This window comes from Kitasatospora sp. NPDC088783 (genome assembly GCF_044750705.1).
Classification (GTDB): domain Bacteria; phylum Actinomycetota; class Actinomycetes; order Streptomycetales; family Streptomycetaceae; genus Kitasatospora; species Kitasatospora fiedleri.
This window is the reverse complement of the sequence record NZ_JBIVKJ010000004.1, coordinates 399,464-415,669: the sequence shown is the minus strand read 5'-3', so window position 1 is coordinate 415,669 and position 16,206 is coordinate 399,464. Positions and strand designations below refer to the sequence as shown.

General features: G+C 74.7%; 16 protein-coding genes. 9 read left to right on the top strand and 7 right to left on the bottom strand.

Annotation, left to right across the window (positions count from 1 at the left end):
• Positions 1–176 precede the first annotated feature (176 nt).
• Positions 177–1,469 (bottom strand): TerD family protein, encoded by a 1,293-nt coding sequence (locus ACIP60_RS14390; RefSeq protein WP_400683572.1) that lies wholly within the window; start codon positions 1,467–1,469, stop codon positions 177–179.
• Between the two features lie 304 nt (positions 1,470–1,773).
• On the opposite strand from ACIP60_RS14390, the gene ACIP60_RS14385 reads away from it, so the two are divergent.
• The gene (locus ACIP60_RS14385; protein ID WP_400683569.1) at positions 1,774–4,227 is read left to right on the top strand and encodes a helicase C-terminal domain-containing protein; all 2,454 of its coding nucleotides are present in this window, start codon (positions 1,774–1,776) and stop codon (positions 4,225–4,227) included.
• Positions 4,228–4,263: 36 nt separating this feature from the next.
• On the opposite strand, the gene ACIP60_RS14380 is transcribed toward ACIP60_RS14385, so the two are convergent.
• The gene (locus ACIP60_RS14380; protein WP_400684173.1) at positions 4,264–4,641 is read right to left on the bottom strand and encodes a MerR family transcriptional regulator; all 378 of its coding nucleotides are present in this window, start codon (positions 4,639–4,641) and stop codon (positions 4,264–4,266) included.
• Between the two features lie 147 nt (positions 4,642–4,788).
• Here ACIP60_RS14380 and ACIP60_RS14375 point away from each other — a divergent pair, with 147 nt between their 5' ends.
• Positions 4,789–5,454: a class II aldolase/adducin family protein gene (locus tag ACIP60_RS14375; RefSeq protein ID WP_400683566.1), complete on the top strand. Its 666-nt coding sequence runs from the start codon at positions 4,789–4,791 to the stop codon at positions 5,452–5,454.
• Positions 5,451–5,861, top strand: coding sequence for a carboxymuconolactone decarboxylase family protein (locus tag ACIP60_RS14370; protein WP_400683563.1), 411 nt, complete (start codon positions 5,451–5,453; stop codon positions 5,859–5,861). The genes ACIP60_RS14375 and ACIP60_RS14370 overlap by 4 nt, the downstream gene beginning before the upstream one ends.
• A gap of 216 nt (positions 5,862–6,077) precedes the next feature.
• Here ACIP60_RS14370 and ACIP60_RS14365 read toward each other — a convergent pair whose 3' ends face one another.
• The 3 genes from ACIP60_RS14365 to ACIP60_RS14355 all read right to left on the bottom strand — a co-directional run bounded on the left by ACIP60_RS14365 (position 6,078) and on the right by ACIP60_RS14355 (position 7,398).
• A complete protein-coding gene (locus ACIP60_RS14365) occupies positions 6,078–6,359 on the bottom strand; it encodes a type II toxin-antitoxin system RelE/ParE family toxin (protein ID WP_400683560.1) in 282 nt (93 codons plus the stop codon).
• 6 nt (positions 6,360–6,365) lie between these two features.
• Positions 6,366–6,635 carry a type II toxin-antitoxin system Phd/YefM family antitoxin gene (locus ACIP60_RS14360; protein ID WP_400684170.1) on the bottom strand — a complete coding sequence of 90 codons (270 nt, stop codon included), beginning with the start codon at positions 6,633–6,635 and terminating at the stop codon, positions 6,366–6,368.
• 88 nt (positions 6,636–6,723) lie between these two features.
• Positions 6,724–7,398, bottom strand: coding sequence for a hypothetical protein (locus ACIP60_RS14355; protein ID WP_400683557.1), 675 nt, complete (start codon positions 7,396–7,398; stop codon positions 6,724–6,726).
• Positions 7,399–7,506: 108 nt separating this feature from the next.
• Between ACIP60_RS14355 and ACIP60_RS14350 the strand changes: the two genes are divergently transcribed.
• Positions 7,507–8,142, top strand: a complete 636-nt coding sequence (locus ACIP60_RS14350; protein ID WP_400683554.1) for a TetR/AcrR family transcriptional regulator — start codon at positions 7,507–7,509, stop codon at positions 8,140–8,142.
• A 307-nt stretch (positions 8,143–8,449) separates the two neighbouring features.
• Here the strand turns inward: ACIP60_RS14350 and ACIP60_RS14345 are convergent, their stop codons facing one another.
• Positions 8,450–8,671 (bottom strand): hypothetical protein, encoded by a 222-nt coding sequence (locus tag ACIP60_RS14345; RefSeq protein WP_400683551.1) that lies wholly within the window; start codon positions 8,669–8,671, stop codon positions 8,450–8,452.
• Positions 8,672–9,121: 450 nt separating this feature from the next.
• On the opposite strand from ACIP60_RS14345, the gene ACIP60_RS14340 reads away from it, so the two are divergent.
• Positions 9,122–9,325: a cold-shock protein gene (locus ACIP60_RS14340; RefSeq protein WP_030918248.1), complete on the top strand. Its 204-nt coding sequence runs from the start codon at positions 9,122–9,124 to the stop codon at positions 9,323–9,325.
• A gap of 304 nt (positions 9,326–9,629) precedes the next feature.
• Positions 9,630–11,048 carry a DEAD/DEAH box helicase gene (locus ACIP60_RS14335; protein ID WP_400683548.1) on the top strand — a complete coding sequence of 473 codons (1,419 nt, stop codon included), beginning with the start codon at positions 9,630–9,632 and terminating at the stop codon, positions 11,046–11,048.
• A gap of 435 nt (positions 11,049–11,483) precedes the next feature.
• On the opposite strand, the gene ACIP60_RS14330 is transcribed toward ACIP60_RS14335, so the two are convergent.
• Positions 11,484–12,365 (bottom strand): ketopantoate reductase family protein, encoded by an 882-nt coding sequence (locus tag ACIP60_RS14330; RefSeq protein ID WP_400683545.1) that lies wholly within the window; start codon positions 12,363–12,365, stop codon positions 11,484–11,486.
• A gap of 209 nt (positions 12,366–12,574) precedes the next feature.
• On the opposite strand from ACIP60_RS14330, the gene ACIP60_RS14325 reads away from it, so the two are divergent.
• The 3 genes from ACIP60_RS14325 (at position 12,575) to ACIP60_RS14315 (ending at position 16,204) form a co-directional block, all read left to right on the top strand.
• Entirely contained in the window at positions 12,575–13,519 is a 945-nt protein-coding gene (locus ACIP60_RS14325) for a LysR family transcriptional regulator (RefSeq protein ID WP_400683541.1), read from the top strand.
• A gap of 44 nt (positions 13,520–13,563) precedes the next feature.
• The gene (locus ACIP60_RS14320; protein ID WP_400683538.1) at positions 13,564–14,787 is read left to right on the top strand and encodes a hypothetical protein; all 1,224 of its coding nucleotides are present in this window, start codon (positions 13,564–13,566) and stop codon (positions 14,785–14,787) included.
• 166 nt (positions 14,788–14,953) lie between these two features.
• Positions 14,954–16,204 carry a metallophosphoesterase gene (locus ACIP60_RS14315; RefSeq protein ID WP_400683535.1) on the top strand — a complete coding sequence of 417 codons (1,251 nt, stop codon included), beginning with the start codon at positions 14,954–14,956 and terminating at the stop codon, positions 16,202–16,204.
• The last annotated feature ends 2 nt before the right edge of the window (positions 16,205–16,206 follow it).

Sequence of the window (16,206 nt, the reverse complement as noted above, 5' to 3'; positions counted from 1 at the left end):
GGAGGGCCGGTGGGGGACGACCCCTCACGAGTTCGAATCCCGCGTCCTCCGCCTGATCGAAGGCCCGGACCGCACCTGCGGCCCGGGATCAGGCAACGCGCTCGGGGCTTCCGGAATCCGTCACCGTGGAGCTCGGTGGGTTCCGAGGGGGGAGGGCGGTGGGACTCGCGCGCAGCTCACTCGGTCTTGAATTCGACCGGCCCGGTGCTCATCCGGAAGTTGCCGTTGGAGTACAGCACGGGGCGGGCCTCCTGGTGGTTTCCGCTGTACTTCTTGACGTGGCGGATCTCGATACCGCCGGGGACGGTGAAGTCGATGAGGGCGATGGCGACCCAGTAGGACAGGTTGCGGTTGTTGTACAGCGGGGCGGTGACGGTGGAGCCGCGGCCGTCCGTGACGACGGCTCGGGCGCCGTAGGACTTGAAGGAGCCGGTGCCGTTCTCGACCGCGCTGTAGGCGCAGATGAGGACGTAGCCCTGGAGGTCCGGCCGACGAATGGTGATGGTCTCCCGTCCGGGGTTGCGGGCGTCGCCGTCGAGGACGATGTACGGGGGTTCGACCGGAGAACCGAGGTGCCGGTAGTAGATGACCTGCTCGGACTTGGTCGGCCTGGGGCCTTTGGGGGTGACGGCGCTGCGGGGTACGTGGAGGGCGTAGAGATCCAGGTCTGCGCCGGCTTGGCGCCGTGCCCTACTGCCACCGTCCCATTCCAGGCTGGCGGTGACGACGAGGTGGGGGTCGTCCTTGCGCATGTCGATCGTGGCCTGACCGCCCTTGCCGAGGGCGACTCTGCCGAGGGGTCGGGCGGGGCGGAGAAGGGCGGGCGAACCCGGCGCGGAGGTGGGCAGAGCGTGTCCGGGCGGCTGCGGCGGGTCGGCCGGGGCCGCCCGATCGGCACGGATGCGCGGTTGGGGCGCGCCGCCCGTCGCCGCTGGCGGGGGCGCGGGCTCCGCCGAAGGGGCGGCCACGGGCCCGGGCTCGTCCACGGCGATGCCGAAGTCCGCCGCCAGACCTGCCAACCCGCTGGACCACCCCTGTCCGACAGCCCGCACCTTCCACTTGCCCCCGCGCCGGTAGAGCTCGACGAGAACCGTCACGGTCTCTCCGCCGTCCATCGGCGGCGGAACGAAGACGAATCGCGAGGAACCGCACTCGATGCCGGCGCTGGGTGTGCTCTCCGTGCCGAAGCGGCCCTGGGGGAGGTCGGTGTCGACGCTGACCACCACGGCGATGCGCTCCACCGAGGGCGGGACGCGGCCGAGGTCCGCCGTGACGGTGGGGCCGGCCGCGGTGACGCCGTCCTGGGACGGGTGGTTGTAGAACACCAGATCGTGATCGCCACGGACCTTGCCACCGGGGCCGAGGAGAACCGCGGAGACGTCGACGGGCAGGCCGGAAGCGACGACGGTCACCCGGCAGCGGGAGTCGGCCAGAAGCGCGTTCTCCCCCTTGGAGAGCGTGATGGACATGTGAACCTCCGGTGGCGATCCGCCCATGGTGGCGGCAACGACTCGGCCGCGCAGGAGAAATGGCGAGATTCCGGTGGCACGCGCGCGCGGCGTGGAGCGAGTGGGACCGGGACGGAGGCACGACACGGGCCGGGGCGTCGGTGCGCTGTGGGCCGGGCGGAAGCGACCGGGCCGCGGTGGTGGTTTTCGGGGCTTCGTCGCACCCCGCTCGCGGTGGTGCGCCATGCTTGGGGTCACGGGCGGGTCCGGGAGGGTGGGGCGGCCCGGTGGGATGTGGTGTTCCGTCGGTGGGGAGGGTGGGCTGGTGCTGGCCGGGTGGTTGTACGGGCTGGGGGCGGCCGGGTTGGAGCGGGTGCTGGTGGCGCGGCCGGATGCCGCGGTGGCGCCGGAGCCGCGGTCGGTGGGGGAGCTGGCGGAGCGCCTTGAGCGTCCGGCGTCGGTGGCGTCGGCGTTGGCCCGGCTGACGTTGCCCGGTCTGCAGGTGGCGGAGGCCGTCGTCGCGCTGGCGTCCGGGTCGCGCGGGGAGTTGGCCGGGCTGCTGGACGCGGTGGACGGCGACCGCGCCCGCGGGTTGGACGCGGTGCTGGAGGAGTTGGCCGACCACGCCCTGGTGTGGCCCGCCGGCGAGGGACTGTTGCGGACGGCGGCGGCGCTGCGGAACGCGTGGGGTTCGCCCCTGGGGCTCGACGCGCCGCTCGGGCGGCTGTTCGCGGGCGCGGGCTCCGACGAGCTGGGCCGCGTGCTGGCGAGGCTCGGCGTCCGGCCCTCGGCCGGTCGGAAGGCGGCGCGGCTGGCGGCGCTGGTCGACCACCACAGCGATCCGGCCCGGGTCGTCGCGCTGGTGGCCGGGGCGCCCCCGGCGACCCGGGAGCTGCTCCGGCGGCGGGCGCACGAGGCCGCGGACCGGTCGGGCGCCGTCCTGTTCGGGGGCCCGCCGCCCGGTGCCCGGCCCGGTGAGCGGTGGGCGGTGGAGCGGGGGCTGCTGGTCGAGGACCGTCACCGCTACGGGCCGGCCCGGATGCCCGCGGAGGTGGCGCTCGCGCTGCGCGGCGCCGACTGGCACGCCCCGTTCACTCCCGTCCCGCCCGAGGTGCGGTCGGCGCCGGTCACCGGCTCCGGCGTCGAACGGGAGGCCTCCGCCGCCGCGATGGCGTTCACGGCCGGTGCCGTGGCCGTGCTCGGGACGTGCGCGACCGCGCCGCCGGCCCGGCTCAAGTCCGGTGGGATCGGCGCGCGCGAGCTGTCCCGGATCGGCAGGGCGGCGCGGTGCGACGAGATCGCGGTGCGCCTCGTGCTGGAGGCGGCGGGCGCGGCCGGCCTGCTGGCCCCGGACGGCGACCGGGTGGCGGCGACCGCGTCCTACGACGCCTGGGCCGAGCAGGACCCGGCCGGCCAACTCGCCGTGCTGCTCCGGGCGTGGTGGGCGCTCCCGCGGACCCCCGGCGGGAGCCGCGACGAGGACGGGAAGTCCCTGCCGGCGCTTGCCGGAGCACCGCCCTGCCAGGGCTGCGTCCAGGCTCGGCACGGGCTGCTCGCGGCCGCGGCGCGGCTCCCGGCCGGCGAAGGCGCGGTGCACCCGGCGGACCTGGGGGAACTGCTCGGGTGGCTGCGCCCGTTCGCCGACGGACTCCCCGGGGACTCCACGCCGTTCGCCACCCTGATCCGGGAGGCGGAGCTGCTCGGCGTGCTCGCGCTCGGAGCGGTGTCTCCGCTCGGGGCGGCCCTGCTCGCCGTCACTCCCGGCGATTCCGGAGCCCTCGACGCCGCCGGAGCCCTCGACGCCGCCGACGTCCTGGCCGACGCCTGCCGGCGGCTGCTGCCCGCCGCCAGCGCGACCGCCCGCTTCGGCAGCGACCTGACGGCCGTGGTCGCCGGCACCCCGACGGCGCGCCTCCGTGCGCTGCTGGACTCCGCCGCGGACCGGGAGAGCTCCGGCGCGGCGTCCGTGTGGCGGTTCAGCAGCGGGAGCGTCCGACGGGCCCTCGACGCCGGTCTCACCGCCGACGTCCTCGTCGCCGACCTGGCCGCCGCCGCCGGCGGGCCGCTCCCCCAGCCCCTCTCGTACCTGGTGCACGACACCGCGCGCGGCCACGGCCGGGTCCGCGTCGTCTCCGCCGCCTGCGTGGTCCACGGCGCGGAGCCCGCCCTGCTGGCGGAACTGGCCGCGCACCGCGGGCTCTCCCGGCTCGGCCTGCGGCAGCTGGCGCCCACGGTGCTGCTCAGCCGGACCCCGCCGGACGAGACGCTCGCGGCCCTGCGCGCCGCGGGCTACGCCCCCACCGCCGAGGAGCCCGACGGGTCCGTCCGCATCGAGCGGGCCCGGCGGCAGCGGGCGACGAGCCCCGTTCCGTCCCCGCGCCCGCCCGGCGGCAGGCCCCGCACCCGGCGTGCGGCCGTCCCCGCCGCGGGCGGCCGGACGGGCGTCGACCTGCCGGCCTTGGCCGCCCGGCTCATGGACGCCCCGCAGGACGTTCCGGAGCCCGATCCCTGGGACGGCCGTCCGTACCACAGCGACACCGAGGAGATCATCGCCGGGACCGCCCGGAACCTGTCCTTCACCGACGCCCGCCAGCTGGCCCACGCCGTGGACGAAGGGCGGCGGATCACCGTCGAGTACACCGCCACCTCGGGCAGCACGACCGTCCGCACCCTCAGCCGGCTCGAACTCGACGCGCCCTACCTCCGGGCCTGGTGCCACCTGCGGGACGCCGAGCGGGTGTTCACCCTCTCCCGCATCCACGGCGTGATGCCCGGATAGGCCGGGTGGCCCGGGGCGAGGTGGCCGGGGTCGGCGTCAGTCGGGCCGGTTCCGGGCCGTCAGCTGCTCGCGGAAGGTGGGGCAGGTGACGATGTCGGTCCGGCCGCACTGGAGGGCGTGGGTCAGGAGTCGGTGGGCGTGGTCGAGGTCGACCACGCGCTGTTCGATCTCGGTGAGCTTGGCGCGGATCATCGCCTGCCGGCGCGGCTGGTCCTGCTGGAACTCCCGGACCTCGGCCAGGCTCAGGCCGGCCTGCTGGAACTTGCGCAGCAGGACGATCCGTTCGGCGGCCTGCGGCGGGTAGCGGCGCTGGCCGTTGCGGCGTTCGGGGGCGGGGAGCAGGCCGTGGCGCTCCCAGAACCGGATGGCCGACGCGGGGACGCCGGTGAGCTCGGCAAGCCGGCCGATCGTCATCTCCACGGTCCGCGGTTCCTCCTCCGTCCGCCCGCTCCGGCGGGCCGGGGCGGCGCTTGACTTGAACCTTAGTTCACGTCGCAGAGTGGCCGTCACGCGCAGCGGGGGCGAACCGGCCGCCGCCGGAACGGAATGGGAGACGCAGGGATGACCAGCACGCCCGAGGTGAAGAACCGGGCCCACCAGCTCGTCGAGGCCGCCCGGCAGCTCTTCGTGGCCGGGGTGATGTCGCACTCCGGCCACGCCAACCTGAGTGTCAGGCTCGACGCCGACCGCTTCCTGCTGACGCCGGGGTTCGTCCGCGACCTGGAGCCGGACCAGTTGGCGACCGTCGGGCTGGACGGGCGGGTCCTGGAGGGAGAGCTGCGCTCCGTCAGCGCCGAGATCATCACCATGCACAGCGCCGTCTACCGGGCCCGCCCGCAGGTGGGCGCGGTCATCCACACCCACTCGCCCGCCGCGACCGCCTTCGCGGTGGCCCACCGGCCGCTGCCGTGCCGCACCGAGCCGATGCTCCGCTTCGGGCAGCCGGAGGAGGTGCCGGTGGTGCCCTGGGGGCCGCGCGGGTCGGACGTCTCGGTGCGGGGCGTCGCCGAGGTCCTGGAGCGGCGGCCGACGACGTCCGCGGTCCTGCTGGCCAACCACGGGCTGCTGGTGTTCGGCCCGGACGCGGCGGCTGCCGCGCACCTGGTGGTGGCGGTCGAGGAGAGCGCCGAGGCCGAGATCGCCGCCGCGGCGATCGGCGGGGCCGTGGACTTCCCGGCGGGCGCCCTGGCGGCCGTCCGGGCCTCGATCGCGCGGGTCGCGGCATGACCGACCGCACCTTCGCCGAGCGTTCCGAAGCGCTGCGGGAGCGCTACCGCACGACGCTCGGAGCCGTCCCGCCCGCCGTGGAGGACCGGCTGCGGCTGGCCCGGGACTTCGGGCGGCTCCCCACGGAGGAGGCGTTCACGGCGCTGCGCCACCTCGTCCTGGCCGACAGCCCGCTCGGCGACCGCGTCCAACAGCTGGTCCACTTCGGCCAGTTGCTGGCCCTCTGCCGGGCGGAACCGGCCCGGATCCACGCCCGGGGCGCACTCCACGCGGGCGCCGGGATCGCCGACCTGATCGGGGTCGCGGAGACGGCGCTGATCACCTCGGGCACGCCGTCCTACGCGCTCGGCCTGGAGATCGTCGCCGAACTCCGGCCGGACGACGACGACCACGGGCCGGCCCGCTGACCGGCGCAGGCGGGTGAGACGCCCCCTTGGTGATCGGTGGCGCGTCGGCCGAGGGACCGGAGGGGATCGCCCTTCGAGGCCGCCGGTGTCCCGGATGCCTGTCCTGGCACGGAGGAAGGGGGAGCCCGCCGGGGCGGCCACCCGCGAGTTCGGGTTTCGCCTCCGCCGGCTTCGCCGTGTGGCGCGCCGTTCGGAGTCGGCGTCACGTGCGGCTCGTCAGGGGAACTGGCGGTAGATGTCGCTGCGGTGGCCCACGCCCAGGACCCAGATGATCAGTTGGCCGTTCTCCACGGTGTAGACCGCTCGGTGGTCGCCGATCCTGAGACGCCAACGGGCCGCGTGCCCTTGGAGTGCCTTGACGTCGAACGCCGTCGTGTCACCGAGGTCCATCGCCCGCTGCAGGTCGGCGAGTCGGCGCAGGATGCGCAGGGCGTCGGAGCGCTCGATCTTCAGCAAGTCCCGCTGCGCGCGCGGGGTGAAGCGCGTGACGTGGCCCATCGGACGTCAGCATTCCTGGCTGCGGAGGAGCGCCGCCATCTCCTCCAGGGAAACGGACCCCTGCAGGCCCTCCGCCTCCGACTCGTCGGCCAGCCGATTCAGCCAGGCCTCCTCGGCAGCGTCCGCTATCCGGCGGAGCCGCCGGTACTCCTCGATGTCGATCACCACGGCCTCCTGCCTGCCGCGCCGGGTGATGATCGTCGGAGTCTCCTCACGACGCGCCCGGTCGATGACGTCGGCAAGGTGGCTGCGGACCTCGGCCATGGACTCGATCATGGGCTCGCTCATGTAGCGAATGTACCAGTTGTACATCCGGACGCTCCGCTGGACGCGGCGCCGCCCCCGACCGGGCGGGGTCAGGCCGTCAGGCCGTCGGATCGGCGGTCGGGCGGGCCGTGCGGAGCAGGTGGCGGACGGCCCGGATCGCTGCGGCGAGGGCGAAGCCGTAGACGGAGACCAGGCCGTGGCCGTTGTCCTGGGCGAACCACATCGCCAGGCCGAGCACCGGGACGCCGGCGGCCAGGGCGATCTCCTCGGGGAGGCGGGTGCGGGTGAGGAGGGCGAGGGCCAGGGTGGCGCCCAGGAAGTAGGTGGCGCCGGAGCTGCCGGCGAAGTTGCGGGGGTCGGTGCTGGGGCCGTCGCCGAGGCCGAGCAGGGTGTCGACGCGGCCGGGCAGCAGGACGCCCGCGAGGAAGAGGGCGAGGGTGAGCGGGCCGCCCCAGTACCACTGGGCGAGCGCGGCGACGGCGGCCAGGGTGAGGAGGTTCCACAGGCCGCCGAACAGGCCGCCGTTCTGCATGAACACCGAGGTGAGTTCGCGCCACCAGCCGGACTTCGCGGGGTCGGCGTCGAGCGCGTCCATCGCTCCGGACCACGTCAGTTGGAGCAGGACCCCGGCGACGGCGGTCGCGGTGAGGGCGATCGCCGCCCAGGGGAGCGGCCGTCCGCGCAGGGTGTCGCGGCCGAGCACCGCGAGGCCGCAGTTGACCATCATGACCATCAGCGCGGCCGTGGTGACGTTGAAGACGATCGCCCCCATGTCCCGTTCCTCCCCCTGTCACGGCGTTTCCAACACCGTTCGAAAACCTGGTGGCGCAAAACTAGCACAGTTTTCGAACGGTGTTGGAAAACCTTGTACGGTGGGCCCATGAAGCTCACCAAGGAGCGCATCGTCGACGCGGGCATGGCCGTCTTCGCCGAGGTCGGCTACCAGAACCTGTCCATGCGCCAGGTCGCCGACCGCCTGGACGCCCACGCGGGCAGCCTCTACTACCACGTGCGCGGGAAGGAGGAACTGCTCGCCCTGATGGCCGACCGGGTCTGCCGCTCCGCCTACGACGCCGGCAGCGCGGCCCTCGCCGCCCTCCCGCCCGCCGCCGACTGGCAGGACCGGGTCGCGACCCAGGCCACCGCCCTGCGGCTGAGCATCAAGCAGCACCCCGGCGGCGCCCAGCTCCTCGCCGAGAGTCCCGGCACGCTCAGCACCGGCGCCCTCGCCCTGATGGAACGCCTGCTGCGCACCCTCCTCGACGCCGGACTGCCCGCCGACCACTGCGCCGTCTGCGCCGACACGCTGCTCAGCCACGTCACCGGCTTCGTGCTCCAGGAGCAGAACCAGCCCGCCGCGCCGCCGTCCGTCACCGCCGAGCGCTACGCCGAGCTGTGCGAGCGGTTCCCGCTGCTCATGGGCCCGTCGATGCCGCGCCTGGGCCAGGACGAGAAGTTCACCCGGAGCGTGCGGCTGCTCTGCGCCGGTTTCGCCGCACCCGTTCGGGAGGGGTGAAGCCGGGCGGGGTGAAGCCGGGCGGCATGAAGCCCGGACGGCGGGAGAGAAGCCCGGACGGCGGGAGATCCGGGCGGCGGGAAGCGCGGGCCGTCCCGCGGACCGTTAACTCCGGTGCCCGGGAAGGTTCGTGGCACGCCTGCGCGTCGGCACCGGTGGTGCTCGGTGCCGACGGTCGGCAGGTGACACCGGGGCCGTCTGGCTGCTCAACCGGCTCCGGCGTCACCGGGCGCCTGCCCGTGCCGCGGCGGCCCAACCACGGCCGCCGCGAGGCGGACGGGCGGGCGGACGGCGCGGGGGTGCCGGGTCAGAGGTTGAACATGCCGGTGTACGGCTGGACGACGCGCTCCTGTCGTGATCCGAAGTCGACCAGCACCGCGGTGTCGCCCTCGACGCCGATGACCCGGCCGAGGCCGTAGGCGTCGTGGGTGACGCGGTCGCCGACGGCGAAGTGCTTGCGCGGTGCTTCGGTCCTGGCTTTGAAGGGGCTGGTGGGCAGGTGCCGGCGGACTGCTTCAGATTTTTTCATCCACTCCAGTATGCGCCGCGGGGAACGGGGTTGGGCCTCCTCGGGCCACCCGAATTCTGCGGAGCCCGAAATTCCGGGTGTGTCGGACGACACGCCCGGGTGGTCCGGGCCCGGGAGCCGGCCGTCGGGGGGCGCCGCCGGGCCGCCCGGCGGCCTGTAGTCTTCGCAACTCGACTCGGAGGCAGTCCAGTTGACCGGATCGGCGGCCCGGGGGCGGTGGCCCCGGGCGACCCGCCGAAAAATTGGCATGGAGATTTCCGCCCGCTGCGGCCCCCGGGCTGCTACAGTCGAGGTAGTTGCAGTAGTGGTTCCCATGAACTTTGTGTGCGCCTGCTCGTGTAGCGGGCGCATTTTTGTTTTCCGGCGTTTTTTCCGGGCGGGCGCTCATCGCGGTGACTCGGCTTCCGTAACGTGCGGATGCCGGAAAGTCCCTTGAAGGAGATTTTTTACATGGCTAATGGCACCGTGAAGTGGTTCAACGCGGAAAAGGGCTTCGGCTTCATCGAGCAGGAGGGTGGCGGCCCGGACGTCTTCGCCCACTACTCGAACATCAACGCCAACGGCTTCCGCGAGCTGCTCGAGGGCCAGAAGGTCGAGTTCGACGTCACGCAGGGCCAGAAGGGCCCGCAGGCGGAGAACATTCGCCCGCTGTAGTTCCTACTGCCGCGGCACCCGCCCGGCGGCGAGGGCCCGCACCGTGTGCATCACGCCCGGTGCGGGCCTTCGCGCGTTTCCACCACCCACCTCCGGCTGTTCCGGCCCGCTCCTGGCCGCCGACGGCCCTCCCGCGCGAACGCGCGGCGCCGTGTCCGAACCGGTGCCGCGTCCGAGCCGGTACCGGGCCCCGCGGTCCGGGGTTCACCGGGCCCCTGTGGTCCGGGGTCCGAGGTCTTCCGCTCCCGCCCGTTCGGTGAGCGCCGACCGCACGTCAGGCGCCGTCCAGAGGAAGGCCTCCCGCATGAACCGTTCGACCCGTCCCAGCCGCCTGCCGTTCCAGGACTCCGGCTCCCGGCCCGCCGCGGCGGGTGGTGCCGGACGTGCCGGGCGCGAGTTCGCGATGCCGGTGAGCACCACCCCGGCGCTGCCGCCCGTCGAGTCCTTCGACCAGCTGGACCTGCCGAAGGAGCTGCTGTCGGTGCTGGCCCGGCGGGGCGTCACGGCGCCGTTCCCGATCCAGGGCGCGACGCTGCCGAACGCGCTGGCCGGCCGCGACGTGCTGGGCCGGGGCCGGACCGGCTCCGGCAAGACGCTGGCCTTCGGCCTGGCCGTGCTGGCCCGGACCGCCGGGCGGCAGGCCGAGCCGCGCAGCCCGCTGGCCCTGGTCCTGGTGCCCACCCGTGAGCTGGCCCAGCAGGTCGTCGAGGCGCTCACCCCGTACGCCCAGGCGGTGCGGCTGCGGCTGGCCACTGTGGTCGGCGGGGTGCCGGTCCGCCGGCAGGCGCAGGTGCTGAACCGGGGGGCGGAGATCGTGGTGGCCACGCCCGGCCGGCTGGGGGACCTGATCGAGCGCCGGCTCTGCCGGTTGGACGCGGTCGAGGCCACCGTGCTGGACGAGGCCGACCAGATGGCCGACATGGGCTTCCTGCCGCAGGTCACCGAGTTCCTGGAGCAGGTCGCCGAGGGCGGCCAGACCCTGCTGTTCTCCGCCACCCTGGACCGCAACGTCGACCGCCTGGTGCGGCGCTTCCTGAAGGACCCGGTCACCCACGCGGTGGACCCGTCCGCGGGGGCGGTCAGCACCATGGAGCACCACGTGCTGCACGTGCAGAACGCCGACAAGAACGCCACGATCGCGCACATCGCCGCCCGCGACGGCCGGGTGATCATGTTCATCGACACCAAGCACGGCGCGGACCGCCTGGTCGAGACGCTGCTGGCGAGCGGCGTCAAGGCCGCGGCGCTGCACGGCGGCAAGTCCCAGCCGCAGCGCACCCGGACCCTGGAGCAGTTCCGGTCCGGGCAGGTGGCCGCGCTCGTCGCGACCGACGTCGCCGCCCGCGGCATCCACGTCGACGGCCTCGACCTGGTGGTCAACCTGGACCCGCCCGCCGACCACAAGGACTACCTGCACCGCGGCGGACGCACCGCCCGGGCCGGCGAGTCCGGCACCGTCGTCACCCTGGTGCTGCCCAACCAGCGCCGCGGGACGGCCCGGATGATGAGCACGGCCGGCATCACCCCCGTCACCACCAGGGTCCGGGCCGGTGACGAGGAACTCACCCGGATCACCGGCGCCCGCGTCCCCACCGGCGTGCCGGTCGCGATCCCCGACCCCGTGATCGAACGGCCCCGCCACAACCGGTCGACCGGCCGCAACCGCTACGGGCGTCCCGCCGGCGGAACGCGCGGCGCCTCGCCCCGGCCGTACAGCGGGTGAGACCCGGCGGCGCCCGCCACGTGGCGCCCGGGTGGCCGCTCAGTGCCGCCCGATGCGGGGACTCAGCGCCACGCGAACAGGGACGGCGTGGCGTCGTCGCTGGTGTGCCCGCCCCGGCGGGCCTTCAGTGCGTGCGAGAGGGCGCGCACCGTGGCCCGCACGCCGGAGCGTGAGCCCTCGATGCGGTCGACCCGGTCGATCAGCCGCTGCTCGCCGAACTGCCGTCCGCTCGCGCCCCGTTCCGCGACCAGGCCGTCGGTGAAGCACCGCGCCCGCCTCCCCGCACCGCCACCGGCCCCGCGCCCGGCCCGCCGGGCCCGGTCCCTCCCGTCACACCCGAGATCGGCCCGGCCCGCCCCCGGCCGTGGTGCGTCCCGGCGGCGGCGCGGGGGGGCCGGGCCGGGGAGCCGGGCCGAGGGCAGGGCCGGGTGGTGGTCAGGAGAGGGCGGCGACCAGCTGGGCGGTGGCCGGGGTGGGGACGTGGTGGGTGGCTCCGGCGCGGAGGACGGCTCCGCCGATGGCGTCGAGTTCGAGGGGGCGACCGGCCTCGGCGTCGCGCTGCATGGAGGACCTCATCGTCGCCGGGAAGCGGTCGAAGAGGGCGAGCAGGTCCTCGGCGTCCGCCGGTGCCCCGGCCGCGCGGGCGACCGCGGCGACCTCGTCGAGGACGGTGAGCAGTTCGGGGCGGTGCCGGTCGCGGACGGTGCCGACGTCGGTGCGGTGCCGGGTGGTCAGCAGGGCGAACGGGGCGAGGAAGGAGAGCTTGTTCCAGAGCACCGTGCTCTCGTCCGGGCCGAGGGCGACACCCGGTCCGGCCGCGCGCAGCGCCTGCGCGAACGGTTCGAGCCGCTGGTCGGGGTCGGCGAGGACCAGGTTGGCGAACGGGCTGGTGTGGGCGATGCGGCCGGGGGCGGTGCGGGTGGCCTCGATCTGGATGGTGCCCGCGACGACCTCGGCGGCCGGGAAGCGGGCCCGGAGCACCGCGAGGTGGTCGACGCCGTTGAGGAGCGGGACCACGACCGCCGAACCGAGCAGGTCGGCCGGGACGCGGTCGAGTGCCTCGGCGAGCGAGGTCTGCTTGACCGTCACGAAGAGGGCGTCGACCGGCTCGCGCAGCACGGTGTCGGCCGCCACCGCCGCGGTGAACTCCCCGTACTGCTCGCTGTCGACGTGCAGTCCGTCCGCGCGCAGGACGGCGGCGGTCCGGTCTCCGGCCAGGCAGACGACGCGGTGTCCGGCGCGGGCGAGCAGGGCGGCGAGCAGGCCGCCGACTCCGCCCGGACCGAGGACGGCGACGGTCGGCTTGCTGGTGCTCATGGGTGCTCCTGGAAGTGCGGGAAGGACGAGCGGTGGGGCAGGGGTGGGGCAGGGATGGCGGGTCGACACCCGCCCGTGCCGGGCGCGTCCGGAGCGCGCGGTGGCAGCGGGCGGGTTGCCGCCCTGGGCCCGGAACGATCGTCAAACTTCCGGCGGTGCAAGTCAATCCATGGGTTTGCTGGGAGAGGGGCAAGCCTAGGCTTGGGGCTGTGACTCTTGATGATCTGCGGGTGTTCGGCGCGGTCTGCCGGAGCGGCTCGCTCAGCGGGGCCGCGCGTGACCTGGGGTGCACGCAGTCGGCGGTGAGCCAGCACGTGAAGCGGCTGGAGCGGGAGCTGGGCCTCAGCCTGTTCGAGCGGCAGCCGCGGGGGGTGGCGCCGACCCCGGCGGGGCGGCTGCTGCGGGGCGCGGTGACCGAGGGGCTGGGGCTGATCGACCAGGCGGTGCGGCGGATCGAGGAACTCGCCCGGGCCGAGGGCGGGTCGGTGCGGGTCACCACCGGGGCGACGACCGTGCGGCACTTCATGGCCGCGGCGGTGGTGGACTTCCGGCGCCGGTTCCCGCGGGCCAGCCTGGAGTTCCAGACCGAGACGTCCAGCCGCGGCTGTTTCGACGCGCTCGCCGCCGGGGCGGTCGACCTGGCCTGGATCACCCTGCGGCCGGCCGGCGGGGACGTGGAGCAGCGCGCCGTCGTCCACCTGCCCTGGTCGCTGGCGGTGGCGGCCGGGGACCCGCTGGCGGACCGGGCCCTGGTCGAGCCCGCCGATCTGCAGGACGTCCGGCTGATCGGGCTGCCCGAGAACTCGACCGCGCGCACCCAGCTCGGCGGGTGGCTGGCCGGGTCGGGCATCCGGCCGGTCTTCGACACCAGCGTCACGGACTGGGACACCGCGATCCTGCTGGCCGGACTCGGGCTCGGCCGGGCGGTCGTCCCCACCCTGCCCGAGTGGACCGGCCCGGGCCACCCCGACCTGCGGCTGGTCCCGATCCCGGCGCTGCCCCCGCTCACGGCGGGCTGGGCGGTCCGCCGCTGGGACGCCCTCTCCCCGCTGGCCCGGGCCTTCGCGGACACCGTCGCCGAGCACTGCGCCCGCCGGGACGGCCGGACGACGGAATGGGACGTACCCGTTGCGAACCCGTCGGCGCGCGCCTAGCGTGAGGGGCCGTTGATCCGTCCACGGGGGAGAGAAACGACCTGATGGTCATTCAAGTCCGAAACACCGCAAGAGCATTGATCGCGGCCGGCCTGCTGTTCACCGGCGTGCTCACCGCCGCGCCGCCGGCCACCGCCGCCGGCACCCTGACCGCGCTGACCACGATCCCGGCGTCCGACTTCACCCTCACCGCGGACTACCACCAGTACGACGCGCTCGACGCGGCGCTGGTCTCGACGCTCGGGACGAGCGCCGTGCATACGGTGATGGACAACGCGAACCACGACCGGCAGGGGCTGGCGTCCTCCTTCTCGGTCGCCGGGCTGTCCACCGGCTTCCGGTTCGACGACGGCGACGACGGCGACTGCCAGAGCCTCCCGCAGGGCATCACCACCAGCCGGGACGCGGTGGGCACCGCGAACGGCGGCAACTACGACGGGCACCAGCTGGTGCTGGTCAGCTGGTACACGGCGGACGCCTGCAAGGGCAAGCACCAGCGCAGCCGGATCACCCTGGTCGACTGGGACGCCACCTACCCCAACAAGTACCGCAAGGTCCTGCTGGTCGAGCCGACCGGCACCCCGGCCGCGCCCAGCTTCAAGGACATCCCGATCCACGCCGGCGGGGTCTCCTGGTACGGCGACTACCTGTACGTCGCCGACACCGCGGTCGGCATGCGGGTCTTCGACATGCGCAAGATCCTGAACACCGACACCGGCGGCACCGCCGACCAGATCGGCCGCCAGTCCGGGTCGGTCTACTACGCGCACAACTACGCCTACGTGCTGCCCCAGGTCGGCACGGTCACGGCGCACACGTCGTCCTCCGTCACCGCGCTGGCGTGGTCGTCGATCTCGCTGGACCGGGTCAGCAAGTCGATCGTGACGACGGAGTACACCTGCCCGACCACCACGCCCTGCCCGGACTTCCCCGAGCGTGAGCCGCGCGCCGTCCGCTTCCCGTTCGCCCCGGGGGCCACCACCTTCGCCGCGTCGACCACCGCGAGCCAGGCGCTCCGGCTGCCCTGGTACCACCTCAACGGCGTGGCCTCGCACAACGGCCGGTGGTGGTTCAACTCCTCGGGCGAGAAGAAGCTCTCCTACTGGACGCCGACCGCCGGGTCCTCCACCTTCGCCTGGGTGGGCGGCGGCGAGAGCCTCTCCTACTGGGAGGACACCACCGGGCCCGACCTGCTCTGGTCCCTCCAGGAGACCACCGGCAACCGCAACGTCTTCGCCGTCACCCAGGCCACCTACGGCGGCGGCTGAGCCTCCCCCGGCCCCCGCGCCGTCCGGCCGCCGCCCGTCACCGCGCCACGGGCTACCGCCTCCCCCGCGCGTGCGCGAGACTCGGCATCACCCTCCCGCACGGAGCCCGCCCGGATCGTCTGCTGACCGGGCACGTGCCGGAGGGGCACGCACAGGAGGCGGCACGGTGGCGGAGAGCAGGACCCTGGACGGGACGGACACGGCGGGCGGGACGGACAGCGCGGGGAGTGGCGGGCGGGCCCGGCGGGCGGGGGTGCGGCGGCTGGGCGTGCTGGTGCTCGTCCTGGTGCTGCTCTGCCTGCCGCCGTGGTGGACGCTGCTGGCCGCCGGAGCCGACTGGCCGCTGCCGGTGGTGCTGGTGGGTACGGCGGTGCTGCTGGCCTGGATGGTCGGCTTCCCGTTCCTGATGGTCGCGGGCCACCGCTCGCGGGCGCGCGACGACCGGGCGGCCCGGATCGCGGACACCAGCCTGGGCGTGGTGTGGGTGCTGTTCACCTGGTCGGTGCTGGGCGGCCTGGCGGACCTGCTGCTGGCCGGGTTCGGCGTCGGCGGCACCGGCCGGGCCCGGGTGGTCGCGGCGGCCGTCGTCCTGGTGTCGGCCGGGCTGCTGGCCTGGGGGCACCACGAGGCGATGCGGGTGCCCCGGGTGCGGCGGCTGGACGTCCGCCTGCCGCGGCTCGGCGCCGGGCTGGACGGGACCAGGGTGGTGGTGCTGGCCGACACCCACTACGGGCCGATCGACCGGGCGGCCTGGTCGGCGAAGGTCACCGGGGCGGTCAACGCGCTGGCGGCGGACGTGGTGGTGCACGCCGGGGACATCGCGGACGGCACGCCCGCCCAGCGCCGGGAGCAGTCCGCGCCGCTGGGCGCGGTCCGGGCCGCGCTGGCCCGGGTGTACGTGACGGGCAACCACGAGTACGGCGGCGAGGCGCAGGGCTGGCTGGACCGGATGGCGGAGCTGGGCTGGGAGGCGCTGCACAACCGCCACGTGGTGGTGGAGCGCGGCGGGGACGCCCTGGTGCTGGCGGGGGTGGACGACGTCACCGCGGCGTCCTCCGGCGAGGACGGGCACCGGGCCGACCTGTCCGGCGCGCTGGCCGGGGCGGACCCCCGGCTGCCGGTGCTGCTGGTCGCGCACCAGCCCAAGTACGTGCCGCAGGCGGTGGCCGCCGGCGTCGACCTCCAGGTCTCCGGGCACACCCACGGCGGCCAGATCTGGCCGTTCCGGTACCTGGTCCGGCTGGACCAGCCGGTGGTGCAGGGCCTGAGCCGGCACGGGGAGCGGACCCAGCTCTACACCAGCCGGGGCACCGGTTTCTGGGGGCCGCCGTTCCGGGTGTTCGCGCCGAGCGAGATCACCCTGCTGACGCTGCGCGCGGGCGAGGGCACCGGCGGGGCCGCCGGGACCGCCGGGTGACG